The sequence below is a fragment of the Ciceribacter sp. L1K23 genome, assembly GCF_018122705.1.
Lineage (GTDB): Bacteria > Pseudomonadota > Alphaproteobacteria > Rhizobiales > Rhizobiaceae > Allorhizobium.
On sequence record NZ_JAGRRC010000001.1, the window covers coordinates 3,936,759 to 3,960,498 of the forward strand.

The 23,740-nt window shown below is 59.0% G+C and carries 20 protein-coding genes and 1 riboswitch; of the genes, 4 read left to right on the forward strand and 16 right to left on the reverse strand.

The genetic code is table 11. The features are described from left to right. The first annotated feature begins 70 nt into the window (after positions 1-70). Positions 71-1,216, forward strand: a complete 1,146-nt coding sequence (locus tag J5J10_RS19040; protein WP_211931070.1) for a glycosyltransferase family 4 protein — start codon at positions 71-73, stop codon at positions 1,214-1,216. On the opposite strand, the gene J5J10_RS19045 is transcribed toward J5J10_RS19040, so the two are convergent. From J5J10_RS19045 to epmA, 7 genes are all read right to left on the reverse strand, one after another. Next, positions 1,213-3,681, reverse strand: coding sequence for a glycoside hydrolase family 2 protein (locus J5J10_RS19045; RefSeq protein WP_211931071.1), 2,469 nt, complete (start codon positions 3,679-3,681; stop codon positions 1,213-1,215). The two genes, J5J10_RS19040 and J5J10_RS19045, sit on opposite strands and share 4 nt — an antisense overlap. Before the next feature lie 9 nt (positions 3,682-3,690). Further along, a complete protein-coding gene (locus J5J10_RS19050; RefSeq protein WP_211931072.1) occupies positions 3,691-4,656 on the reverse strand; it encodes a DUF1839 family protein in 966 nt (321 codons plus the stop codon). 3 nt (positions 4,657-4,659) lie between these two features. After that, complete coding sequence (locus J5J10_RS19055) at positions 4,660-5,568, reverse strand: amino acid--[acyl-carrier-protein] ligase (RefSeq protein WP_211931073.1); 909 nt, start codon at positions 5,566-5,568, stop codon at positions 4,660-4,662. Positions 5,569-5,572: 4 nt separating this feature from the next. Next, a complete protein-coding gene (locus J5J10_RS19060) occupies positions 5,573-6,754 on the reverse strand; it encodes an acyl-CoA dehydrogenase family protein (protein ID WP_211931074.1) in 1,182 nt (393 codons plus the stop codon). Continuing rightward, positions 6,754-7,005 (reverse strand): acyl carrier protein, encoded by a 252-nt coding sequence (locus J5J10_RS19065; RefSeq protein ID WP_211931075.1) that lies wholly within the window; start codon positions 7,003-7,005, stop codon positions 6,754-6,756. The genes J5J10_RS19060 and J5J10_RS19065 overlap by 1 nt, the downstream gene beginning before the upstream one ends. A 141-nt stretch (positions 7,006-7,146) precedes the next feature. Further along, positions 7,147-8,190 carry a lysine-2,3-aminomutase-like protein gene (locus tag J5J10_RS19070; protein WP_249116776.1) on the reverse strand — a complete coding sequence of 348 codons (1,044 nt, stop codon included), beginning with the start codon at positions 8,188-8,190 and terminating at the stop codon, positions 7,147-7,149. Next, positions 8,187-9,248: an EF-P lysine aminoacylase EpmA gene (epmA, locus tag J5J10_RS19075; RefSeq protein ID WP_211931077.1), complete on the reverse strand. Its 1,062-nt coding sequence runs from the start codon at positions 9,246-9,248 to the stop codon at positions 8,187-8,189. The genes J5J10_RS19070 and epmA overlap by 4 nt, the downstream gene beginning before the upstream one ends. 141 nt (positions 9,249-9,389) lie before the next feature. Here epmA and efp point away from each other — a divergent pair, with 141 nt between their 5' ends. Continuing rightward, entirely contained in the window at positions 9,390-9,959 is a 570-nt protein-coding gene (efp, locus tag J5J10_RS19080; protein WP_208547693.1) for an elongation factor P, read from the forward strand. Positions 9,960-10,116: 157 nt separating this feature from the next. Here efp and J5J10_RS19085 read toward each other — a convergent pair whose 3' ends face one another. Then, a complete protein-coding gene (locus J5J10_RS19085) occupies positions 10,117-10,320 on the reverse strand; it encodes a YdcH family protein (protein ID WP_211931078.1) in 204 nt (67 codons plus the stop codon). 91 nt (positions 10,321-10,411) lie between these two features. Here J5J10_RS19085 and J5J10_RS19090 point away from each other — a divergent pair, with 91 nt between their 5' ends. Continuing rightward, complete coding sequence (locus tag J5J10_RS19090; RefSeq protein WP_211931079.1) at positions 10,412-11,326, forward strand: hydrogen peroxide-inducible genes activator; 915 nt, start codon at positions 10,412-10,414, stop codon at positions 11,324-11,326. A 45-nt stretch (positions 11,327-11,371) separates the two neighbouring features. Here the strand turns inward: J5J10_RS19090 and J5J10_RS19095 are convergent, their stop codons facing one another. The 8 genes from J5J10_RS19095 to J5J10_RS19130 all read right to left on the reverse strand — a co-directional run bounded on the left by J5J10_RS19095 (position 11,372) and on the right by J5J10_RS19130 (position 22,889). Further along, positions 11,372-12,856 carry an NAD-dependent succinate-semialdehyde dehydrogenase gene (locus tag J5J10_RS19095; protein WP_211931080.1) on the reverse strand — a complete coding sequence of 495 codons (1,485 nt, stop codon included), beginning with the start codon at positions 12,854-12,856 and terminating at the stop codon, positions 11,372-11,374. Further along, positions 12,853-14,139 carry a 4-aminobutyrate--2-oxoglutarate transaminase gene (locus J5J10_RS19100; RefSeq protein ID WP_211931081.1) on the reverse strand — a complete coding sequence of 429 codons (1,287 nt, stop codon included), beginning with the start codon at positions 14,137-14,139 and terminating at the stop codon, positions 12,853-12,855. Before J5J10_RS19100 ends, J5J10_RS19095 begins: the two co-directional genes overlap by 4 nt. A 266-nt stretch (positions 14,140-14,405) precedes the next feature. Beyond that, on the reverse strand, positions 14,406-15,803 hold the full coding sequence (locus tag J5J10_RS19105) for an efflux transporter outer membrane subunit (protein WP_211931082.1): 1,398 nt from the start codon (positions 15,801-15,803) through the stop codon (positions 14,406-14,408). Positions 15,804-15,934: 131 nt separating this feature from the next. Beyond that, a complete protein-coding gene (locus tag J5J10_RS19110; RefSeq protein ID WP_211931083.1) occupies positions 15,935-19,054 on the reverse strand; it encodes an efflux RND transporter permease subunit in 3,120 nt (1,039 codons plus the stop codon). 38 nt (positions 19,055-19,092) lie between these two features. After that, entirely contained in the window at positions 19,093-20,298 is a 1,206-nt protein-coding gene (locus J5J10_RS19115; protein ID WP_211931084.1) for an efflux RND transporter periplasmic adaptor subunit, read from the reverse strand. A 128-nt stretch (positions 20,299-20,426) separates the two neighbouring features. Continuing rightward, a complete protein-coding gene (locus J5J10_RS19120) occupies positions 20,427-21,020 on the reverse strand; it encodes a TetR family transcriptional regulator (protein WP_208547685.1) in 594 nt (197 codons plus the stop codon). A gap of 94 nt (positions 21,021-21,114) precedes the next feature. Further along, complete coding sequence (locus tag J5J10_RS19125) at positions 21,115-22,065, reverse strand: phosphoribosylaminoimidazolesuccinocarboxamide synthase (protein WP_211931085.1); 951 nt, start codon at positions 22,063-22,065, stop codon at positions 21,115-21,117. A gap of 140 nt (positions 22,066-22,205) precedes the next feature. Then, the gene (locus J5J10_RS19130; protein WP_211931086.1) at positions 22,206-22,889 is read right to left on the reverse strand and encodes an energy-coupling factor ABC transporter permease; all 684 of its coding nucleotides are present in this window, start codon (positions 22,887-22,889) and stop codon (positions 22,206-22,208) included. A gap of 53 nt (positions 22,890-22,942) precedes the next feature. Continuing rightward, positions 22,943-23,155, reverse strand: a riboswitch (cobalamin riboswitch). Positions 23,156-23,367: 212 nt separating this feature from the next. Here J5J10_RS19130 and J5J10_RS19135 point away from each other — a divergent pair. Beyond that, the gene (locus tag J5J10_RS19135) at positions 23,368-23,583 is read left to right on the forward strand and encodes a hypothetical protein (RefSeq protein WP_211931087.1); all 216 of its coding nucleotides are present in this window, start codon (positions 23,368-23,370) and stop codon (positions 23,581-23,583) included. Positions 23,584-23,740: the final 157 nt, after the last annotated feature.

A 23,740-nucleotide genomic window follows, 5' to 3' on the forward strand; every position in this document is an offset into this window, starting at 1 on the left:
GATAGTTGAGTACACGTAAGGCTCACCGCCCTCCGTTAACGGAGCGCGCGAGAACGTTCGGAGGAATCCGTTGTCTGCATCGACACAAGATCCCGGTCTGCCTCTGGTCGTGCAGGTTGTCCGACAGTACGCTCCGGCCCGTGGCGGATTGGAGGATGTCGTTGCCAACCTTGCCGCGTCACTACCGGCCCAAGGGTTCAGGACCCGGGTGGTGACATGCGACCGACTTTTCTCCGATCCAGACCGGACGCTGCCACCGCGAGAAATCCTGGGTGGAGTAGAGGTGGTTCGCATCCCATGGTACGGCAGTCGCCGCTATCCGGTTGCGCCATCGATTGTCGGCGAGATTGGCGATGCAGACCTGATACATGTACATGCCGTCGACTTCTTTTTCGATGCGCTCGCGTGGAGCCGGCCGTTTCACGGGAAGCCGATGGTTGCGACGACGCACGGCGGATTCTTCCACACGCCGAAGTACCGGACGATCAAGGAACTGTGGTTTCGGACCGTGACCCGAATGTCCGCCGTCGCATATCAGTCGCTTGTATGCTGCAGCCAGTCCGATCTTGATTTGTTCAGAAAGATCGCCCCGCGAAGAAGCATGCTGGTGGAAAACGGCGTGGATATCCAGAAGTTTGCGGTCGAGAGGTCTGATCAACCGGCCCGGCGACTGGCGACGATCGGTCGCTTCTCCGTCAACAAGCGACTGGACAGGCTGCTCGACACGATGAGATCGCTAGTGGCGATGAACGATGACTGGCGCCTTGACATTGTCGGAAGTCCCTCTGATCTTTCGTCGGAAGACATAAATGCTCTGATCGCAAGCCGCGGGCTCACCGATCATATTGCCGTCCATCTGTCGCCCGAAAACGAACGCATAAGAGAGCTTCTTGCCCGCGCTTCCATCTTTGTGTCCGCCTCGGACTATGAGGGGTTCGGTCTGGTGGCGGTCGAGGCGATGGCTGCCGGACTTCTTCCTGTGCTTCACCCCAACGCGGCCTATCGGTCGCTTTCGGACAAGCACCCCGACATCACACTGGCCGACTTTTCCCAGCCTGAAGATGCGGCATCACGTATCGGCGCGGCCTTCGAGAGACTTTCGGTTGCCCCCGACGAGGTGCGGGCAACCCTCAAGGCGGAAGCCGCGATGTACTCATGGGATGGCGTGGCGGCAAAATATGCCGGGGTCTATCGGGCCGCTCTCGGCAAGCGCTAGAAGCGCCATACTCGACGCGACCCAAGGGTTGTGAGGGTCCCGGTCGGCAGCAGGTCGGACGATGTTCCCGGTCGCGGCGTCAGGCGGATCGTCCTTTGTCCCGGTCCCATATGAAACCAATCGTCAGACATGGAGAAGCCTTGCGCATCGACGCTGACGGATTGCGCGAAGCGATCCGCCTCAATTGTCATTGTCCAGACGTCATCCTTCCGCAGGCTGATCGATATCTCGGGATCGAAGAACGCCGTTTCCCGTCCTTGCGGGAAGTGGAATGCATCGGAAAGCATCTCGCCGGTTTCGGCGTCGTGCATCGTTGCCACCGTTACGTGATGCGGAACAGGACCGAACCGGAATGCGTAGGTCGTGTCGAAGAACGCCCCAAACATGTCGGTTGCAGCGATCGAATATGTCGATCGCGGTGCGAGGGCAGTGCTGCTTTCGCCCGATACGACCTTCTGACGCCCGTCGCGGAGGCAGGTAAGCCTGATGATCACATTCCTCGTGCGACTGCTTTCGTTGAGGGCGTGCACGTAGAGGCCGTTGGTGCCCTCGTCGGAGACGACAAGCTGCAGAGGCCTGAAGGCGCGCTTCAGCGCATACCAGACAGGCTTCGGTTCGCCGGTGGAGTCGATGACACCCCAGCCGGCGCCTGGAAGAATATCCTGATACGTCCAGACCAGGGCACCATTGCAGGAGGAGCCCGGACGGCGCCACTCCGCGAAGGTCTCGGTGACAACCTCCGCAGTGACCGCGCGCGAGAGATCGAGATAGCGCCCCTGATCCTCGCGGCGGAGACGTGTCGGGTCGAAGCCATAAAGCAGTTGAAGGTAGTGGTCGCGGACATCCTCGAAGTCCCACGATGCATTCCGGTCGCGGGGGACGCGGGATTTCCAGCGTGGATCATGGACCGCCGGCACTGCGAGATGTTCGTCCAGTGTTGCCTGCGTGGGTACGTGGGCGAATGCGAGGCACTCCGCCGCAAATCGAACTTCTGCCCGGCGGGCGTCTTCCAGAGGCCTGCAATAGGCGCCGACGCCGTAGTAATGCGTCACGCCTTGGTTGGGCGAGAACGGCATGGCGCCGCCGCTTGGTGAGTTTTCCACATAGATGACGTCGGGCCGGAACTCGCTCGCAGCAGATGCCAGGGTCTCAGTGAAAAATGCGCCGCGCCATGTTGGTTCGGGAAGCCCGAGCATTGCCGCCTGCTGGTAGACCTCGCTGCCGCCACACAGCACTGCCAGCGAGGGCGATACCTGGACCGGCAACAGAAGGGTTTCGATCTCGCGACGGATCTGGTCGGCGAAGCCTTCCTCTCCCACGGGATAGTCGAAGTTGGCGAACATGAAGTCCTGCCAGATCAGGATTCCCAGCCTGTCGCAAAGCCGAAAGAAGTCGGCGCTCTCATATGTCATCGTACCGCCGATGCGGATCATGTTCATGCCAGCGTCCGCAGCCTGCATGAGCCAAGGAGCGTAGGTTTCCGCCGAGCCCGACAGGTTCAGAAGATCCGCAGTCGTCCATACCGCTCCCCGGCAAAAAATGCGTTCTCCGTTTACGAAAAGTCGGAAGTCGCGACCGTCGGGACCATGCTCCACGGCGATGGTTCGGAATCCGACGAGCCCAAGGCCATGGGTTTGGCCATCGATCGTCAGCTGCACGTCGTGGAGTGCCGGTTTGCCGTGAGTATGCGGCCACCACGGCTCGATGTCGGGAATGAGAAGGCTACCGGAGAAGTGGGTTCCGTCATCGCTTGAGAGAGCCGAGGAATGGCCGTCGCATGTCAACCTGACCGATGAGGCTGGCGTCGCAAGTCGGAAGGACGCCGACAGCTGCCCAGTGCCGCCGTCGCCCAAGGACGCCGACAGGCGTAAATTCGATGCGAAATTTTTGCCGGGTCGCACGAGACTGATCGGTCTCCACGGGCCGACTGCATGAATGGATGGACACCAGCCCGGCATATGGCCGAGCAGCGTCGTCCTCACAGATCTGAGGCCCTGATTGTCGAACAGCTGCGGGCGCCAGCGGGCCCTCGGGCCGCGACGCTCCAGATGCGGGGCCAGGGCGCGAAAACACAGAACCAGTTCGTCCCGACCGGTCAGCTGAAGGGCCAACTCGCGGCATTCAAACATGCTTGTCGATGTCAGCGCCAATTCTCCGTTCACATAGATTTCCGTGACCGTCGCCAGTCCCTCGAAACGAAGAACGGCCGCCCCCGGCGCCTCTCCTTCAAGAGAGCGGAAATACCAGATGTCCTTTTCGAGAAGACCCTCAGGTTCATTGAGGTCGTAAAGCCCGGCTGCCGAGAGGGCGCCAGCGGCGGTTCCGGGGACCAGAGCCGCCAAGCGTATTGCGGACCGTGGGATGTCCGACGGTCGCTGATAGCGGCCCCCTTCGGTCACAAGCAATTCCCAGCCACCTTCAAGCGGCCGCTCATCGGCTCCGAGCTGGATCGTTCTGACCCCCATCGCGTCCCCTCAAGCGATCTTCTCGCCCAACCCGTTCATCAGCTTTTCCCACGCTTCGGCCGCCGGGTCCAGAACCGTTGCCAGCGGTTCGAACTTCTTCCGTGTCACGGCGCGAGCAAGCTGAAACTGGGAGGATTTCGCGATCTCGGATATCTTCAGCGCTTGCTGTGCCTCAACTTCGTACCTCACCGCGTCAAGCCACAGCAGGTGGCTTGCTAGCAATTCGAAGTTTGCACCGAACTGGCGCAGCGTATTGAATGCGTATTTGTGAAAAAAGCCGAATGGTCGCTCTGCCACGGTTTCAACCTGTGCCGGAAATACCGTTGCGAAGGAGACGAGGGGGTTGTTCTTCGGGCGCCTGGCGTAGTGATGCGCCAGCAAGCGCTCTGCGATCGAATGCTGTCGCGCGGCCGAAGCAGGCGCCGCGGGAAACTTTGCGAATTCGGTGTATGGCAGGAACGGCAGTCCGTCGTCAGGACCGTCCGTCTGAAACAGGCCTTCGAAATCCTTCCCTTCGACGCGGAAGAAGCCGCCATTGTGGAAGTAATCCATCGACTTCGATACGAGGTCCAGCCGGTTGATGGCCACCGTTGTCTTGCCATGCTCCTGTCGATAACCGACGCCGCGCGTGTCGGGCATGAAATAGCTGTCCATCTCCACCAGGCAGAGGCGACCCCGGCCGATCTGCTCCAGGACATGCGACTCCACCCGGTCGAAGATCGCAAGTTCGGTGACCCGGATGTCGTACAGCGCTTCAAGGTCCTCGAGCGGGACCTTGAAGAAGGTCATCTGGTCGCCTTCGAAGTCCTGTGTCAGGGCGAAGGCAAGCATCGCCTCTGGGGCGACGCCATGGGCGGCCAGCACCTCAATCCAGAGGTCTACATAGCAGTTGGTCTCCGGCCACATCCGGTCAGCCGCGTGAAGCGCATGCGGCTGGTGGGCAGCGGGGTCGAGATCGCCGAATACTGACGACATCGCTCAGGTCCAGAGCGCGGAACGCACTTTTTCCGGCCAATCATTCACGTCGAGACCGTGATGGTGAAAGAGTGCCAGAGCAATACGCTCGAGGCCGAAGCCGACGCACGCGGTGTGAGCCGTCGAGCCGTCTTCGAAGGTCAGCCCCCATTTCAGTCCAAAGGCGTCCTGATGATAGTTGAAGCTCATGCAGGCTGTCGGATTGGTCGTTGAGGTGATCGGTATCAGCAATTCAAACTTCAGATTCTGATCCCGCTGATTGTTGGCGAGCATCTTTCCGGCGCGGCCGAAGAACGGGTCGTTGGCGATGTCAATCGTTACTTCCAGGCCGACTTCCGCCATCATCTTCACGCCGCGGTCCATCCAGAGCTGGCGGAACTCGGTGACGTCTGCCTGTGTGCCCATGCGGACGTATTCGCGCATGCGGAACAGCTGCTGACGGGCCGGGTCGTTCGATGGCTCGTGCCGGAAGCAGTAGGATTGGAGATCATAGAGTCCGCCGTTTGCCGGAAGGGCTCCGCGTTTGGCGACCGTGGGATAGAGCGGGTAGCAGGCTGCCGGCGTCAACACGATGTCGGTCGCCTTCTGCTCGCCCGTCCAGTCTCCGCCTTCTTCCATACATTTCAGCAGGCTTACATGGTCCAGTTCGCAGCCACAGAAGCTGTGAACAGTACCGGCAAGCTGAGGGAAGCTCTTCATGTAACCGCTCTTTTCGAAGTAAGCGCGGTTCATGCCGGGCGGAAAGCGGATCGCTTCGGCGCCGTCCGCGCCACCGAAACCGTCGATCAGGCGCTCGAAGGCGGAGATGACATCTTCGAACTGGCCGCTCCGGCCATAGAGCCCTTCGACGCCGGTGTCGATGAGAAGGCCCGATTCGAACAGGCGGTCGAGAAACGTCCGTTGCATATCCATGGTCTTACCCCAGCAAGCTCGTATCCTGTTTATGTACCAGGAGCATTTGTGACGTGTTTGCGAGAATGCGATCGTTGGAGATCATCAACTCCGCAGAATGTGCATCTCGCAGATGGCGGCCAAGACTGTAGGGTGTGCCGTTCTTGTAGCCCATGATGCCGCAAATGCGCATCGCCTGATTGATGACGGTCAGGATCTTTTCCGACGCGGCAACCTTTATGTTGTTCATCGCGACGGCAAAACCCATAGACGACAGACGATCCGAATTTTTACGCGCGTCCTCGAAGGTCGAAAGCCCGGTCAGAATGGTAGACCGTATCGTTTGTAGTTCGGAAGAGATTTCCGCGAGTTGGACGAGGCCGGGCGGCTGTGTGCCCGGCGCCTTGCGGGCCGCGGCCCGGAGAAAGTTTTGCGACCGCGTGAAGGCATCGACAGCGATGCCGTACCAGAGAGCGCTCCAGAGAAGGTGAGATGCGGCCAGCATCGATTGCGCTGCAATTTCGGCGAACGGGTGCGGCAGGATCTGCTCCGCTGGTGCTTCGCCGCGAAATAGGAAACCGTCGGAACAGGTTCCGCGCATTCCGAGCGTATCCCAAACATGAGTCTGTTCGAGCGTGTACTGGTCCTTCAGGAAAACGGTCATAACCTGGTCCGAAGACGCCGCGTCCTTATGGCTGCGCGATGTGATCAGGATCGCGTCGGATTCCCGCGCATAGGAGATTACCGTCGCGTCCTTCTCCAGTCGGCAGACGCCGTCCTTGACTTCGATCGCGCAGATTGAGTTGCGTAGATTGCCGCCGATACCGCCTTCGGTCGTCGCGGAGCCCAGAAGCAGCTGCGCGGCGGCAACGCGACGCATGAAGTCTTCGTGCCATGCCGCGTCTTCGCCGTGCTCGACAAGGCTCGATACCTTGATCTGGTGCATGGCGAAGATCATCGCGCTCGCCGCACAGGCTTGCCCGAGCAAGGTGCAGACTTCGGCGATTTCGGAATAGGACAAACCTTCGCCACCAAATTTCTTCGGAATCATAAGCGAGAGCAGACGCTCCGCTTTCATCGCGTCAACCGCCTCGCGTGGGAAGCGGCCGACCCTGTCGACCTCGTCCGCATAGGCCGCGGCTTTGGTCGCGACGCGCGTGACGCGTGCTTTCAGCGATTTATCGAGGGCTTCGGCGGAAAGGTCCATTACGCGACCTTTCTGGCATCCAGGATCGATTTCAATGCGGCTTCTATCGCGGCGACGCTCTGGAATGACTTGCGGTTCAGCAGGTGATCCGGAAACTCGATGTCGAATGCGTCCTCAAGACCCAGCATCAATTGAACCGATGCGAAAGACGAAAGGCCAGCGACGTAAAGGTCGCTCTCGTCGCTGAGTGTATCGACCGAAACTGGTAAACCACCGAGCTTGGCGAGCAGGGTACGAATTGTGTCGTTCATGGTTTCCATCCCAACTTCTTCATTCGAATTTCTTCGATAGGTAGTCCGGAAAACATAAGATTGAGCTAAATGGCTTAGTTAAATAAGCATGACCTCCCGTGGCAAGGCTGGCGCGGCCAGAGTAGTGAGACCCACTTCAGCTTATGAGTCACGGTAACGGTGTTCAGTTCCGGCACGATCGAGGATGCGATAGGTCCCATCCTCTTGCCTGAGCACGTTATCTTCGCCGAGAGCAACTTTGCCGTGCCCTCCAGGCAGATCGAGAATATAGGACGGCAGACATAGCCCGGATAGCTGACTGCGCAGCGAACGCATGATCGCCTGGCCTTCGGCGATGCTCAGGCGAAAATGGCTCGTACCCGGCGCAAGATCTGGATGATGCAGATAGTAGGGTTTGACCCTCGCTGCGACGAAGGCTCGCATGAGGTCCGCCAGTATCTCGGCATTGTCGTTCACGCCTTTCAGAAGCACAGACTGGCTCACCAGCACAATGCCGGCATCCGCTAGCCGAGCAAGAGCGGTCATGGCGTCGGACGTCATCTCGCGCGGATGATTGGCATGAAGCGCGACATAGATCGTCTTTCCGGACGCCTTGAGGGCTTCGATCAGTTCCAGCGTAATGCGGTCGGGATCGACCACCGGCACGCGGGTGTGAATTCGAAGGATTTTGACATGCGCTATCCCGGACAGCGCGACAGCAACTTCCCTCAGCCGTCGGGGCGAAAGGATCAGCGGATCGCCGCCGGTCAGGATGACTTCCCAGATTTCCGGTGTTTCCGCGATATAGGCGATGGCGTCAGCGAGTTCGTGCCCTGACAGATTTCCATCGCCCTGTGGCCCGACCATTTCGCGCCTGAAGCAGAAGCGGCAGTAGACCGGGCAAACGCCGACGATCTTCAGCAGAACGCGATCCGGATAGCGATGGACGATTCCCGGAACCGGGCTATGGGCATGATCGCCGATGGGATCGGTCAACTCGTCAGGCATCTCCCGAAGCTCGAGATCCGATGGTATATATTGAGCAGCGATCGGATCGGAGGGATCATCGCCACTTATCTGCGACGCCACGGTTGCCGTTATTGCGACCGCATAACGTCGGGCAACGGCCTGCAACACCTCGCTGCGTTCGGCATGCACCAAGCCCGCGGAAACCAGATCTTCCACCGATTTAAGATCACGTTTCAAACGCCGATCTCCGCAACCGGCGTCCATATGACCTCGTCGATACGGCGGGCGCCTGTCGCCAGCATCACCAGCCGGTCGAAGCCTAGTGCAATGCCGGATGTTTCCGGCATCAGCGACAGTGCCGTCAGCAAATCCTCGTCTATGGGATAGCTTTCGCCGTAGATACGCAGTTTCTCGGCCATCTCGACCTTGAATCGACGCCTCTGTTCATCCGGGTTTGTAAGCTCGCCAAACGCGTTGGCCAGTTCGACGCCGCACGCATAGAGCTCGAAGCGTTCCGCAACACGCGGGTCGGCCGACGACGGCCGCGCTAGAGCTGCTTCGCTTACAGGATATTCATCGAGGATCGTGGCGCGACCTTGTCCCAGACGCGGCTCTATCTTCTCCACCATGACACGGCTGAAGAGATCCGCCCAGCTATCGTCGTCCGCCAGACGTATGCCGGCGCGCAGTAGATCATCGGCCAGCCGATCCCGGTCCGTCGAGCCGTCCCTGCTGATGGATGACAGCAGGTCGATGCCGGCGAAACGCTCGAATGCCTCGGCGACAGCAACGCGTTCGGGCTCGGCGAACGGATCGATCGATTTCCCACGAAAAACGAAGGTCTTGGCGCCAGCGGTTTCCGCGGCGAGTCCCAACAGCTCGGCGCAATCTTTCATCAGGCGTTCGTAGCTCTCCCTGGTGCGATACCACTCCAGCATCGTGAATTCTGGATGATGCAGTGGGCCGCGTTCGCGATTGCGGTAAACCTGAGCAAAGCACGAGATGCGCGTTTCGCCGGCGGCGAGAAGCTTCTTGCAGGCAAATTCCGGAGAGGTGTGCAGATAGAGAGCATGTGGTACCGCGTCGTTGCCTATCAGTTTGGTGGCAAAGCCGTGCAGATGCGCTTCGTTGCCCGGAGATATCTGAAGCGCTGCCGTCTCGACCTCGATAAAGTCCCTCCTGGCGAAATAGGCGCGAAATTCAGCCTTGATCGCATTTCTGCCGAGAAGGAACGGGCGTCGATCGGCGTGAACCTCAGGTGACCACCAGGGCGAAGCGGGCTGGGCTGAGTTCATGGCGACGGCTCTCCGGGCGCAAACAGCTTCGGGGCTGGCTATTTCGACAAATTTAGGTTAGGTGCGCCCATGAAAATCTCAGACGTCTGGGGCGGTGGGTCGTCCTTTACGACGGCTTTTGCACATATACAAGGAATTCCAATGGTCAAGGTCATCGCCTCGTCGGTCCGCAAGGGCAATGTTCTCGAAGTCGAGGGCAAGCTTTACGTCGTTCTCACCGCCCAGAACTTTCATCCAGGCAAGGGTACGCCTGTGACCCAGGTCGACATGCGTCGCATCGTCGATGGCGTGAAGGTGTCCGAACGCTGGCGCACGACCGAACAGGTCGAACGCGCCTTTGTCGAGGACCTCAATTTCCAGTTCCTCTACGAAGACGGTGAAGGCTTCCACTTCATGAACCCCGAAAGCTACGATCAGGTGGTCGTTGACGTGGAAACGATGGGGGACCAGAAGGCCTATCTCCAGGAAGGCATGACCTGCGTGCTTTCCATCCACGAGGGCGTTCCGCTGGCGATCGAACTGCCGCGCCACGTAACGCTGGAAATCGTCGAGACAGAACCCGTCGTCAAGGGTCAGACGGCATCCTCGTCCTACAAGCCCGCGATCCTCTCCAATGGTATCCGTACGATGGTTCCGCCGCATATCGATGCCGGAACACGTGTGGTGATCGCGACCGAGGACAACTCGTACGTCGAGCGCGCCAAGAACTGACATCAGCAGTTCAGTTTCAGCAAGGCCCGTCCCGGTGGCGGGCTTTGTCGTCTCGGTCCGAAGGTAAGAGATGAAGCCGGTGACCGTCATGGCCACCGGCTTTGGATGGTCAGGCCTGATCTCTGCGGCGGAATGACGACAGGCCGACCTCGTTGCTTTATCGCACCGATGAAACGGCTCTGGACGAGGCGCCGAAGTCGCCAGCACGCTCGAGCATCGCGATCTGCTCCTTGAGGCGCAACTTCATCCGCTTGAGCGACTGAATGCGGATCGTGTCCGGCAGGGGGCGTCGCTGCTCTTCGGCGATCTTGGTTGCGAGAATTGCGTGGCGGCTCATCAGAGCCTTTAGAAGTGGTTTCATGCCTAGCTCCTTTCTTGTTCCTCCAACATGGGGAGATTCGGCGTATTGTTCCAATTGATTGATTTAACCATTGTGATAGCTTTCATCTATCATGGTTTACCGACCCACGCCTCGGCAGCTTGAATATCTGGTAGCCCTCGGCGAGACCGGGCACTTTGGTGACGCGGCGCGCAAATGCCACGTTTCACAGCCCACATTGTCGGTTCAGGTCGCTCAGCTCGAAAAGCAACTGGGGGTGACATTGATCGAGAGGTTGCCGGGGCAAATGATGCCCACTCCTGTTGGCGCGGAGGTGATCGCCGCGGCCAAGGTCATATTGAACGGCCTGGACGAGCTTCGGGCGCTGGCGTCCAGTTCAAAGAACAATCTTGGGGGCGCTGTTCGACTTGGCGTCGCGCCTTCCTTCGGTCCGTATTTCCTGCCTTATCTGCTACCGCGCTTGCATGCACGCTACAAGGATCTGAAAATCTACATCCGGGAAGAGCGGCCTCGCCTCCTGGAGAAGGCGGTCCTCCAAGGAGAGATCGATTGTGGCCTGGGACCGGTGCAGGGACTGGAAAGCGGGCTTGACTTCAAGATCATTCACCGAGAGCGGATCTTTGTCGGCGTGCCGAGAGGACATCATCTTGCCTCGCGCTCGGGCGTGAGGGTCTCGGAACTCAAGGGGCAGAAGCTTCTCAGTCTCGGACCCGGTCACCGGCTCTTGGACGATGCCCGAAATCTCGCGGTCATTTCCGGGGCCTTCATCGCCGAGGACTACGAAGGCTCAAGTCTGGACGCTCTGCGCCAGATGGTGTCGATCGAGATGGGAATTTCCCTATTTCCGGAACTCTACGTTCGTTCGGAATTTGCCAAGGACGAAGGGGTGGCTCTGATCGATCTCGAGGATTGGCAGGGCGAGCGCGACATTGGCTTCTTCTGGCGTAATTCCAGCGCGCGGGCCGCCCATTTCCGAACACTCGCCGATCTTGGGCAACAGATAGCGGATACGTTACCCGCGTCTTGACGATCGGCAAGGCGAGGCCCCCGGTTCATCGGGGGCCTCAAATGCTCATGCGATTCCGCCGAGGCACATGTACTTGATCTCGGTGTAGTCATCGATGCCGTATTTGGAGCCTTCGCGGCCCAGCCCGGACTGCTTGATGCCACCGAAGGGCGCGACTTCTGTCGAGATCAGGCCGGTATTGATGCCTACCATTCCGTATTCGAGCGCTTCTGCGACCCGGAAAACCTTCGCCACGTCCTTCGAGTAGAAATAGGACGCCAGACCAAATTCGGTGGCGTTTGCCATTTCGATCACCTGCTCCTCCGTATCGAACTTGAAGAGCGGTGCCACGGGACCAAATGTCTCTTCGGTCGCGACCTTCATAGCCGACGTTACGCCGGTCAGTATCGTGGGCTGGAAAAACAGATCCCCACCCTGAGCAGACTCGCCACCAAGCTCGATCTTCGCGCCTTTCGACACGGCGTCCGCAACGTGCTCCTTAACCTTCTTGATCGCATTTGCGTCGATCAGCGGGCCCGTGGTGACGCCTTCTGCAAAACCGTCGCCTACCTTCAATTGTGCCACCTTCTCCGCCAGTTTCGCAGCGAAGGCATCGTAGATACCCGACTGAACATAAAGACGATTGGCGCAGACGCAGGTCTGTCCGGCATTGCGATATTTCGAGATCATCGCACCTTCGACCGCAGCATCGAGATCCGCGTCATCGAAGACGATGAAAGGTGCGTTGCCGCCAAGTTCAAGACCAAGCTTCATGATCTTGTCGGCGCCTTGCCGCATCAGTATGCGGCCGACGTTGGTCGAGCCGGTGAAGGTCAGCTTCCGAACTTTGTCGTTGCTGCAGAACTCCTGGCCAACCATAGCGGCATCCGTTGCCGTCAAGACGGAAAATATGCCCGCAGGGACGCCCGCTCTCTCGGCCAGAATCGCAAGCGCGAGCGCCGAAAGGGGGGTCTGAGCTGCAGGTTTCGAGACCATGGCGCAGCCGACAGCGATCGCCGGAGCCATCTTGCGTGCCAGCATCGCGTTCGGAAAGTTCCATGGGGTGATTGCGCCGACAACGCCAACCGGCTGCTTGACGACGATGATCCTCTTGTCCGGCTGGTGGCCAGGTATGGTGTCGCCATAGACACGCTTGGCCTCCTCGCCGAACCACTCGACGTAAGAAGCACCGTAGAGGATTTCTCCACGCGCTTCCGGCCATGGCTTGCCCATTTCCATGGTCAATATCGTGGCCAGATCATCCGCGTTCGCAACCATCAAGTCGTTGAGCTTGCGCAGGACTGCTGCGCGCTCCTTGCCGGTCTTGCTGGCCCACTTCTTCTGGGCCGAATGAGCGGCATCGATCGCACGCGCCACCTCGACCTTGCCAAGGTCCGGCAATACGGCAATGACCTCCCCGGTGGATGGGTTGGTCACTTCGAATGTCTTGCCGCTTTCGCTTGCGGACATCCAATCGAGGCCGACGAGAGCCTTGTCGGTGGCGAGGGAGGGGTCCTTCAGTTTCGAGGACAGTGCAGGGGAAATGCTCATGATTTTGCCTCTTCGGCGCATTCGCGGATCGAGGCCTCGATGATATCGAGGGCCTCATTGAAAACCTGGTCCTGGATCGTGATCGGTGCAAGGAACCGGACGACGTTCCCATAGACGCCACAGGTGAGAAGAATGAGACCTTTTTCCAGGGCCTTGAGACGGACAGCATTGGTAAAATCGGCGTTCGGCTTCACCGCCCCCGGCTGACCGAATTCGACTGCCACCATGAAGCCAGGGCCGCGGATGTCCGAAATCTGGGAGACCTCGGCGCGCAGGGATTCCAGCCTCTGCTTCAGTCGGGCGCCCAACTGATTGGCGCGGTCGATAAGGTTCTCCTCCTCGATAACGTCGAGAACGGCATGGGCGGCGGCGATGGCAAGCGGATTGCCGGCATAAGTACCGCCCAGTCCGCCGGGGCCTGGCGCATCCATCAGTTCTGCGCGTCCCGTCACGGCCGACAGCGGAAACCCGCCAGCGAGGCTTTTCGCCATCGTTACAAGATCCGGAACGACATCATAATGTTCCATGGCGAACAGCTTGCCCGTGCGGGCGAAGCCGGTCTGAACCTCGTCGGCGATGAGCAGGATGCCATGTTCATCGCAAACGTCACGAAGACCTTTCATCAGCGCGCGAGGAACCGGATAGAAGCCGCCTTCACCCTGAACCGGCTCAATGATGATCGCCGCGACCCGCTTCGGATCGACGTCGGCCTTGAACAGCTTGTCGAGCACGTCCATCGATTCTTCAACGCTGATGCCATGCATTTCAAGCGGGAAGGGGACGTGGAACACGTCGCCCATCATCTGGCCAAACCCGACCTTGTAGGGAACAACCTTGCCCGTCAGTGTCATGCCCATGAAGGTGCGGCCGTGGAAGGCGCCCGTGAAGGCGATGACGGCCGAGCGTCCGGTCGCGCAGCGCGCAATCTTCACGGCGTTCTCGACCGCTTCGGCACCTGTCGTGGCGAAAATCGTCTTCTTGGCGAAGTCACCGGGTGCGAGCTTGTTCAGGCGTTCAGCCAGCGCGACATAGTTCTCGTAGGGCATGACCTGATGGCAGGTGTGGGTGAAGGCATCGAGCTGCTTCTTTACGGCATCAATGACCTTCGGATGGCGGTGGCCGGTGTTGAGAACGGCGATGCCGCCAGCAAAATCGATATAACGATTTCCTTCTACATCCCACACTTCGGAGTTTTCCGCACGGGCCGCATAGATCTGCGTCGTCATACCGACGCCGCGTGAAATGGCTTCGTTCTTGCGTGCCGCTACTTCGGTGTTTTTCATGTCGAACCTCTTTCGCAAGCGATCAGCCGTGAGCCGGTCTGAGTTCTGCCTGCCTGACCAGATGTGTTGCGTGCTTTGCGTGGCAGTTTCGCCGTGGCGTTAAGCCCGTGAGACGCTGTCGCGCTGCTGGCGCCGTGCCGCCGGTGAGATCCCGTCGCGCCCATCTGCGAGGTATTCGCCGCTCGGATAGCCGAGGCGGATTATTGACCCGAAACATTCACCTTGGCAACCGTTCGGGCTGCCAAGGTGGTAAAAATTTTGAGCGCTTACATGCTCTTTCCGTCGAAGGCGTAACCACCACCGATCGCTACGTTGAGGGCGACAAAGTCGTTTGCCATCTGCTGAACCGCCTGTGCGAGGCTGGCTTGCGCCGTGGACACCGACCGCTGCGCATCCAAGACATCAAGCAGCGAGGAGGCGCCGTCGCGATAGCTGGCGGTCGACAATTCGAGCGATTCCTCATAGGAACGCACCGTTGCCGACAAGGCGTTCACCGCCTGGCGATCCCGGGTGACGGCAGCGAGAGCGTTTTCCACTTCCTCAACTGCATTGAGGACGGTCTGCTTCCAGACCAGATAGGCCTCACGTGCAGCAGACTCCCTGCTTTTCACATTAGCGCGTCGCGCGCCGCCATCGAAGATCGGAAGGTTCAGGCTTGGGCCGAAGCCCCAGGTGGTGGTGCTTCCGTGCGCGAGCGAACTATGAACGTAGCTCGGCGTGATTGATCCGCTCAGCGAGATCGACGGATAAAGATCGGCTTCTGCAACGCCGATTGCCGCCGTAGCAGCCGCAAGCTGTCGTTCAGCCTGACGGATGTCCGGTCGGTTGCGGATGAGATCCGCCGGAACGCCGGTTCTCACGCTGCGGCTGGGCACCGGCTGGCGCGCGCCCTTCTGCAGGTCGTTCATCAAGGTCGAAGCAGGCAGACCCAAGAGCGTTGAAATGTGGTTCGCGGACTGACGGAAGCCGGCCTCAAGGCTCGGGAGGTCCGCCAGCGTCGAATTAACGAGGCCTTCCGCCTGGACGACATCAAGACGGGATGCGGCGCCTGCCTCCAGTTGCAGTTTGGTCAGGTCCAGCGTCTCCCGGCGAGAAGCCAGATTCTTGCGGGCAATCGCGATGCGTTCCTGATAGTACCGAGCGTTGATGTAATAGGTCACCAGTTCCGAAAGGTAGGCGAGCTTGACGGTGTCTACGGAGGCATATGCGGCATCAAGCGACGCCTCCGCGCTTTCCTTCGAACGGCGGTACTGGCCGAACAGATCCAGAAGCCAGGAGGCATTCAGTTCACCGCTCGTCGTCGTGGTGCGGTCGCTGGAACGATAGCTTCCATTTGTCTGGCTGATGCTATTGCTTGCGCCGACTGAGAGGCTTGGGAGAGAGCCTGCACCCGCCGTAACGACATCTGCCTCTGCCTGGTTGATACGCTCCAGCGCCTGAAGAATGTCCAGATTTTGTGAGAGACCCTGAGAAACGAGGCCGTCAAGTCGCCGGTCTTTGAATGCCGTCCACCAGGCCACGGTGCTCACGTCGCCGGCACTTTCGACGCCGCCTTCCGCGAATTTCTGCGGAAGAGTGATCTCCGGTGCCTTGTGGTCCGGACCGACGACGCAACCCGTCAGCAGGAGGAGGGCCAGGGGAGCGGCTGCGCGAATGGATATCATCATCTTATCCTGTTTTCACTTTGGAGGTGACAGCAAGACGGCGTCATTCCGTCTCAAACGCTGCCGGCCCCGGGCTCTGATTCGCCAGTGACGAATGTGCTGGCGAAATCGTTCATAAATTATCAACTATATCAATCGGCGGACAGGGGCTCTTTCCGGTTTTCCCGTCTTACCAATCGCATAATGATGACGAAGAATGACGGCACGAAGAAAATGCCGAGGAGCGTCGCGAACAGCATTCCCCCCAAGACGCCGATGCCAATGGAGTTTTGCGCCGCCGAGCCCGCACCGGTGGCGATCGCAAGTGGCAGAACGCCGAGGATGAATGCGAGCGACGTCATAATGATCGGACGCAGTCGGAGACGCGCCGCCTCCAGAGTTGCATCCAGCAGGCTGATCCCGTGCGCCTGTCGCTCCTTTGCGAACTCCACGATGAGAATAGCGTTCTTGGCTGCCAGGCCGATCGTCGTTAGCAACCCGACCTTGAAGTATACGTCGTTCGATTGTCCAAGATAGTAGGAGGCAACCAAAGCACCGAGGACTCCCACGGGTACCGCCATGATGACGGAAAAGGGAATTGACCAGCTTTCGTACAGCGCGGCGAGGCAAAGGAACACGATCAGGATCGACAGGGCATAGAGCATCGGTGCCTGCGAGCCGGACAAACGCTCCTGGTAGGATATGCCCTGCCAGGCGACAGTGTATCCTCCGCCAAGACCTGCGGTCAGACGTTCCATCTCGTCCATTGCATCTCCGGAACTCACACCAGGTCCAGACGAGCCATCGAGCGAGATTGCGCTGACGCCGTTGAAACGGGCCAGAGTTGGCGGTCCACCAACCCATTCGACATCGCTGAAACTCGAGAATGGCACCATCTCGCCAGATCCATTCCTTGCGTACCAGTGGCCGATATCATCAGGCTGCATCCGGTATGGCGCGTCACCCTGGACATAGACAGGCTTGAGCTCGCTATTGAGTGTGAAGTCGTTGACATCGCGACCGGCAAAAATGATCGACAGCATGGAGTTGACGGTCGCCAGATCCAATCCCATCGCCCCCATCTTTTCTTGGTCCAGCAGAATTTTCAGCTGGCTTTCGGCGTCGGGGCTGTTGGAGCGAAGGGAGCTTACCTTCGCGTTCGAATTACCCTGCTGAAGCAGTTGCTGTGACGCCGCTGTCAGCGCGTCGGTTCCGTTCTTGCCGCTGTCGACAAGGTACATCGAGAAGCCGCTCGATGTTCCAAGACCCGGGATCGCCGGAGGCTGTAGCGGAAAGACCATCGCATCGCGCAGGGTGAAGAAGTAACCCATCGCCCGCTGGACGATCGCCGAGGCGGCCTGCTCCGGCGCCGTTCTTTCGTCGAAATCCTTCAGTTTCGCGAACACCATGGCATAGTTCTGGCCTTGGCCGGTAAAGGAGAAGCCCGATACGGCGAACACGTCCTGTATCGCGGCCTGCTCCTTCTCGAGATAGTAGTCCTCGATCTTCTTGATGACCTCTTCGGTCCGCGCAGTCGTCGCGCCGTTGGGGAGCTGGACAATGGTCATAAGCACGCCCTGGTCTTCCTGGGGAAGGAACGAGCTTGGCATTCTGAGGAAGACCCAGGCACAGCCCCCAATCACAAGCGCGAACATCAACATGACCCGCAACGGACGCTTCAACAGATAACCGACCGTCGACACGTAACCGTTGGTGGTCTTGTCGAAATTCCGGTTGAACCATCCACCCAGTCCACGCTTTTCCTTGGTATGATCGATGGGCTTCAACATCGTTGCGCACAGCGCAGGTGTCAAAATGAGCGCGACCACGGCCGACAGCAGCATTGCGGATACAATGGTGATGGAAAACTGCCGATAGATAATGCCGGTGGATCCTCCGAAAAACGCCATCGGAATGAACACGGCGGTCAAGACGAGCGCGATGCCGATAATCGCGCCGGTTATTTCGCCCATCGACTTCTCCGTCGCCTCGAGCGGCGAAAGCCCTTCGTCCGACATGATCCGCTCAACATTTTCAACGACGACGATGGCGTCATCGACCAGAAGACCAATTGCGAGAACCATTGCAAACATGGTCAAGGTATTGATTGAGTAGCCGGTTATGGCGAGGATACCGAACGTTCCGAGCAGCACAACCGGGACCGCAATCATCGGAATGAAGGTCGCGCGTAGGTTTTGCAGAAAGATCAGCAGGACGAAGAAGACCAGGACGATCGCCTCCAAAAGCGTATGCACCACTTTTTCGATCGACAGTTCGACGAACGGCGTCGTGTCGTACGGATAGGTGATGATCACATTTTCAGGCAGCGACGGCGCAATTGCTGAAAGCGCGCTCTTCACCCTTTCAGCCGTGTCAAGCGCGTTGGCGCCCGTTGCCAGGTTGACCGCGAAGCCCGTAGCCGGATTACGGTTGGCACGGGTGTTGGTGCCGTAGCTTTCCTGTCCGATCTCTATGCGCGCAACGTCGCTCAGTCGGACGGTTGCCCCGTCAGTCTCTACTTTCAAGATGATCGATTCGAAGTCTGCGACGGACTGCAACTGGCTTTGCGCCGTCACGGTCACGTTGAACTGCTGGCCCTCGATCATGGGAGCTCCGCCCAGCGACCCGACAGACACCTGGGTGTTCTGTGCCTGGATTGCGGACGTCACGTCGGTCGGCGTCAGCTGGAACTTGTTGAGCTTGAACGGATCGAGCCATACGCGCATGGCGTAACCTGTACCGAATACCTCAATGCTTCCAACGCCCTCCAGGCGCTTGATCTGATCCTCGATCTGCGTGCTGAAGATATCGCCGAGCTCCACCGGAGAGCGATCGCCGTCGGTCGCGACCAGCGCGCCGACAAGCAGGATGCTGGAGGTCGAGCGGGTGACGGATATGCCCGCCTGCTGCACGATGTCCGGGAGCTGCGACTGCACCAGTTGCAGCTTGTTCTGCACCTGCACCTGGGCGATGTCGGGTTCGATACTGTTGCCAAACGTCAAAGTGACGGAAGCCCGGCCGGTGCTCGAGCTGGATGTCATGTATGTCAGGTCATCAAGACCCGTCATGCCATCCTCGATGATGGATGTCACCGACTTCTCGACCGTCTCGGCGCTCGCCCCGTTGTAGCTTGCCGAGATCTGCACGGTGGTGGGTGCAATCTCAGGATACTGGGAGATCGACAGTGTCGAAATCGCAAGGGCTCCGCCCAGCATGATCACGATGGCGATCACCCAGGCGAAAATCGGGCGATGAATGAAGAACTTAGACATGTGGATCCCTGAATCTTCCGCGTCCGCTTGCCGCTCAATCAGGGCTGCGCCGAAGGCGCAGTTGCCTGGGTGGTCTCGACCACGAAACCCTTTTCGTCGACTGTCGCCTCGACCGGAGACACCGTCGCCCCGTCCCCAATCCACTGAAAGCCGTCCACGATGAGCTTGTCGCCATCCGCGATGCCTTCGGTCACCAGCCACGAATTGCCCGATACCTTGCTTTCCTCGAATGTCCTGGTCTCGACCTTGTTTTCCGCGCCGACGAATTTTGCGGCCAGCGCGCCATTGGCGTTGCGCGTGGCAGCCCGCTGTGGAATGAGGTAGCCCTTTTCCTTGCCGACCGTCACCTCGGCGCGAACGTACATGCCGGGAAGAATGAGGTCATCCGGATTGTCGAACAGCGCGCGCATGGAATAGGTGCCGGTGGTTTCGCTGACGGCCATCTCCGACATGTCCAGCGTCCCGACGTGCGGATATTCCGTATCATCTTCGAGAAGAAGTTTGATGGGCGCCGAACCGTCACTGCTGGCCTGGTCAAGACGTCCGGTGGCAATGGATTGCCGGAGACGGAGCAGGTTCGTGCTGGACTCTGTGAGTTCGATGTAAATCGGGTCAAGCCGGCGAAGTGTCGTCAGCGCGTCGGTCTGATTGGCTGTGACAACATTGCCGATGGAAAACCGGGATGCACTCGTCACGCCCTCGAAGGGCGCCCGTACTTCCGTCAGTCCGAGATTGATCTCGGCCGCGTTGAGTGCGGCTTTCGCCTGCGCGACGTCGGCCTGGGCCTGAAGAAGTGTCACTTTGGCGTTTTCATATTCAATCTGCGTCGCACCGCTGTTCACCAGGCGCTCGTAGCGGGCCAGATTGCTCTGTGCCGTCGGAACACCGGCCTCGGCTCTTGCGAGGCTCGCCCGCGCCTGTGCCACTTCGGCGCGATAGGTGTCGTCCTCGATCTTGTAGAGAAGGTCGCCCTCGGAAACCTCGCTTCCTTCCTTGAAGGCGATCTCCTTGATGACACCGCTCACCCGGGGTCGGATGTCGGCGACCTGGTAGGCGGAGGCCCGGCCGGGCAGGACGGCTGTTATCGGCTGTTCCGCGCTTGACATGATGACCACGCTTACCGGGGTCGGCGGCCGCTCGTTGGACGCGCCGGCCTGCTGTCCCGACGTGCCGCCATCGCTGCAGCCCGCGATCAGAGTCGAAACGAGGATCAGAGCCGTAGCCAGCTTCACATGTCGGGTCATTGTCGTATCCGGTAGGGTTCGAAGTGCGAGATCCAGAAATGGTCAGGCTCGAACGGTGACAGCGATAGGCGCCGACACACCCAGAAGTGAACCGGCCATATTCGTCAAGTGACGTAAGTCAAGGATCATCACCTGGCAAGGGTGCGTTGCAGTGCCGCGTTGATCAGGTCAACGATTTCGTCACAGCGTGTTGCCAATATGTCAGCGCTTTCCTTCGCGATCATCACCGGGTGAAGAACGCTTGCCAGAGCGAAGAACGCCGTTCGTGCCGATCGCTCCACATCGTCCACGCAGTACGATCCCTCCTCGCATCCCTGCCTGATGATCAGGTCGATCCTCTCGATCATCATATCCCGATACAAATCACCGCATTTCAATTCCAGATCCGTCGAGAGCAGGATCATTTCGAAGATGTAGGGGTTCTGTTCAATGTCCCGGAGATGAATTTCCATTAGCGTTCGCACCATGTGGCGGAACCGCTCCGGCGCCGGTCCGGCGCCTGTAATGATGTCCAGTCTGTCGACGACGTGCGACAGATGGCGCGTCGCAATCGCATCGATGAGCTTGGTCTTCGAGTGAAAGTGCTTGAAAATGTTGGCGGGCGACATCTCCAGTTCGGCGGCGACGTCGGCTATCGCGACCGCTGCGTATCCGCGTGAGCGGAAAAGCGCCTCTGCCGTGTCAAGAATGTCATTGCGTGTTTCGCTTGCCGGCTTGCGCATTCTGCGCCGGGGCTGAGAAATGTCTCCCCTCGCAGCGGCGCTTTCGCCGCAACGCTCCGACACAAAGACTTTTCTGGCTGGCGTCACAGCTCGGTCACCGTCCGGAAAAAAAAGGCGTAAGGTTGCGACGCACACGCTCCAGCGGCGTCGCTTCGCGATTGTCCGGTTCAAACCGGAGCCCCGTAATCGCCTCGAATGCCTTGATGTAGACGGCGGATGTCTCCTCTATCAGTTTCGTTGGAATTTCCGGAATGTCGTCGCGGTAAGGATCGCAGCGTTCCGCCACCCAGGAGCGGACGAAATCCTTGTCGAAACTACGGGGTCGCTCACCTTTTTGGAAACTCTCATGATAAGAGTCGGTGATCCAGTACCGGCTGCTGTCGGGCGTATGGATCTCGTCCGCGAGAATGATCGCACCGCTCTTGTCGATGCCGAACTCGTATTTCGTGTCGACCAGGATCAGCCCCCTCTTGGAGGCCAGTTCCTGACCGCGGGCAAAGAGCCGGAGCGCGTATTGCGACAGCGTTTCCCATTGTGGCTTCGTCAAGAGGCCGTTCTCGACGATTTCGGTTGCCGTAAGAGGTTCGTCATGACCGCCATCAAACGCCTTGCTGGTCGGCGTGATAATCGGCTCAGGAAGTTCCTGATTGTCGCGCATCCCGTCCGGAAGCGTAATGCCGTACATCGTGCGCTGTCCTTTCTTATATAGGGTAAGAATGGAGGTGCCCGTGGTGCCGGCCAAATAGCCACGAACGACAATCTCGACTGGCAGGATGTCCAGCCTCTGTCCAACCACCACATTCGGATCCGGATAATCCAGAACGTGATTGGGGCAAATGTCCTTGGTCGCATCGAACCAGTAACGGGCCGTCTGCGTCAGGACCTGACCCTTGTATGGAATGCATGCGAGGATGCGGTCGAAAGCGCTCAGCCTGTCTGTCGATATGATGATGCGTCGGCCATCCGGGAGATCGTAATTCTCCCGCACCTTGCCGCGGTAGTAGTTCGGCAGTTCGGGGAAATAGGCTTCGGACAGGATTCGCAATGGCGTTCTCCTCATGGGTTCGACATAGGACCGGTGACGCCGGCGACAACTGGCGCGGTACCTTAAAACGACATCAGGTTCAAAGAAAAACGCGCGGCGGGGGCCGCGCGTTCGAAGGTCCAAGTCTTTTCGGCAACGCCTTAGGTCACGGCGTTGTGCAGCCGCGCGCTGAATACGGGCGTACGGCTGAATGTGTGCAGTGCCTTGGCAGCGGCGAGCACGGCCAGATCGACCAGCGGCTCGATGAGGATGACAGTCATATAGGCCGCGCCGAAGGTGGCGACCTCGGACAGGTTTTCCACACTCATTCCCTGCCCATAGAGCGCCCAGAATGCGACCCAGACGACGATGCCGCCCTGGTAGGCCGTGGATAGGGTGAGTGCCTGCTTGTAGGACACTTCGACATACGGTGTTCCGGCTGGAATGATGCGATCGGCAAGGGCGCTCAGAGCCCACAGTGGAACAAGCAAGGTGGTGATGTTCATGCCATATTGCGGCAGGTCGAACGGCGCGAAGAAAAGTCCCTGCAGCAGCAGACCGGCTGTCAGGCCGATCGCGGCGGCCCCCGCGCCGAACATCAGGAACAGTGTCGAGCCCAGGATAAGGTGAACTTCCGAGACGCCGACGGGATGGTGCGGAAGCACCTCGAAGAACGAGAAGACCAAAGCGGTCGTGACGACGCTGCGGATCGCAAGTGCAGAGACGCCGCCATCGCGGCGAATCGTGTCCACCGCCATTTTTGCCATCAATCCGGCCGAAACGGCCGCGGTGGCGTAGCTGAGCAGGATCTTGGTCCCATCGACGAGACCAGGTTCGATATGCATGTTCTGTTCCTTTCTTCCGCGCCCACCGCGCGGGTTAACGAGAATGCCACGCGTGTGGTGGCCGATGCGAAGGCAGGTCTCCTGGCTCGCGGGTCGTTGCTCGGTCCGCCTTATCGGCCATGGCCAATGGCAGTCTGGACTTCGCTCTCCGCTCACAGTTGCGGGGGCAGCCACGGTTTCGGCCCCTGATGGGTAATCCTCACCGTGTTCCCTTTTCACCGCCGGCCTCATTCGCCTCCGGCGGAACCTTCTCATTCAATGTACAAAAGCGCTGGCCCCAGTTCTGCCCGGTTGCGACAAAATCTCACCTGAAATGACGTGTGGTCAGCGGGTAGATGCTAAGGCCAGATCTAGATGCGTGCAAACGGAAAAACGCGCTACATGCGGTTCGTCAATTTGCCGCATTGTCCGCGGGATTCATGTCTTCTAACGTGTTTGATGAAAGCCAACTTCGATTGATGTTGAACCGAGAATCTTCATGCTGACCCGAGTGATCTACCACGTTCCCGTATTTGGATGGATGTTGAAGGAAGCGGTCCTTGGCCCTGTTACGGCGAAGATCCTGTTCGTTGTGAACCTTGTCCTCCTGTGGATCCTGGCGATCGTTTTCTTCGGTTACCCTGCAATCATACTGCCCGCGTTGGCGGCCGTGCCGGCAATGTTTCTGGTCCTCATCCTGATCATGAAGGGCTAACCTGACGAGGGTTTCCCGTAGCCCTGATTTCCGGCACAAACCGAACGGGAATCCATAATCCCCCATTCTTTTCAGTCACTTGTATCTTTTTCGTGATTTTTTTGAGTTATGAGTTGACTTGTTTTTGGAGTGGGCCTAGAAAGCGCCTCACCGAAGG

What these genes read in the sequence shown, in the direction of transcription:
- J5J10_RS19045 (WP_211931071.1), bottom strand. Translation starts at nt 3,681, where the DNA reads ATGGGGGTCAGAACGATCCAGCTCGGAGCCGATGAGCGGCCGCTTGAA.
- J5J10_RS19050 (WP_211931072.1), bottom strand. Translation starts at nt 4,656, where the DNA reads ATGTCGTCAGTATTCGGCGATCTCGACCCCGCTGCCCACCAGCCGCAT.
- J5J10_RS19055 (WP_211931073.1), bottom strand. Translation starts at nt 5,568, where the DNA reads ATGGATATGCAACGGACGTTTCTCGACCGCCTGTTCGAATCGGGCCTT.
- J5J10_RS19060 (WP_211931074.1), bottom strand. Translation starts at nt 6,754, where the DNA reads ATGGACCTTTCCGCCGAAGCCCTCGATAAATCGCTGAAAGCACGCGTC.
- J5J10_RS19065 (WP_211931075.1), bottom strand. Translation starts at nt 7,005, where the DNA reads ATGAACGACACAATTCGTACCCTGCTCGCCAAGCTCGGTGGTTTACCA.
- epmA (WP_211931077.1), bottom strand. Translation starts at nt 9,248, where the DNA reads ATGAACTCAGCCCAGCCCGCTTCGCCCTGGTGGTCACCTGAGGTTCAC.
- efp (WP_208547693.1), top strand. Translation starts at nt 9,390, where the DNA reads ATGGTCAAGGTCATCGCCTCGTCGGTCCGCAAGGGCAATGTTCTCGAA.
- J5J10_RS19085 (WP_211931078.1), bottom strand. Translation starts at nt 10,320, where the DNA reads ATGAAACCACTTCTAAAGGCTCTGATGAGCCGCCACGCAATTCTCGCA.
- J5J10_RS19090 (WP_211931079.1), top strand. Translation starts at nt 10,412, where the DNA reads ATGGTTTACCGACCCACGCCTCGGCAGCTTGAATATCTGGTAGCCCTC.
- J5J10_RS19095 (WP_211931080.1), bottom strand. Translation starts at nt 12,856, where the DNA reads ATGAGCATTTCCCCTGCACTGTCCTCGAAACTGAAGGACCCCTCCCTC.
- J5J10_RS19100 (WP_211931081.1), bottom strand. Translation starts at nt 14,139, where the DNA reads ATGAAAAACACCGAAGTAGCGGCACGCAAGAACGAAGCCATTTCACGC.
- J5J10_RS19105 (WP_211931082.1), bottom strand. Translation starts at nt 15,803, where the DNA reads ATGATATCCATTCGCGCAGCCGCTCCCCTGGCCCTCCTCCTGCTGACG.
- J5J10_RS19110 (WP_211931083.1), bottom strand. Translation starts at nt 19,054, where the DNA reads ATGTCTAAGTTCTTCATTCATCGCCCGATTTTCGCCTGGGTGATCGCC.
- J5J10_RS19115 (WP_211931084.1), bottom strand. Translation starts at nt 20,298, where the DNA reads ATGACCCGACATGTGAAGCTGGCTACGGCTCTGATCCTCGTTTCGACT.
- J5J10_RS19120 (WP_208547685.1), bottom strand. Translation starts at nt 21,020, where the DNA reads ATGCGCAAGCCGGCAAGCGAAACACGCAATGACATTCTTGACACGGCA.
- J5J10_RS19130 (WP_211931086.1), bottom strand. Translation starts at nt 22,889, where the DNA reads ATGCATATCGAACCTGGTCTCGTCGATGGGACCAAGATCCTGCTCAGC.
- J5J10_RS19135 (WP_211931087.1), top strand. Translation starts at nt 23,368, where the DNA reads ATGCTGACCCGAGTGATCTACCACGTTCCCGTATTTGGATGGATGTTG.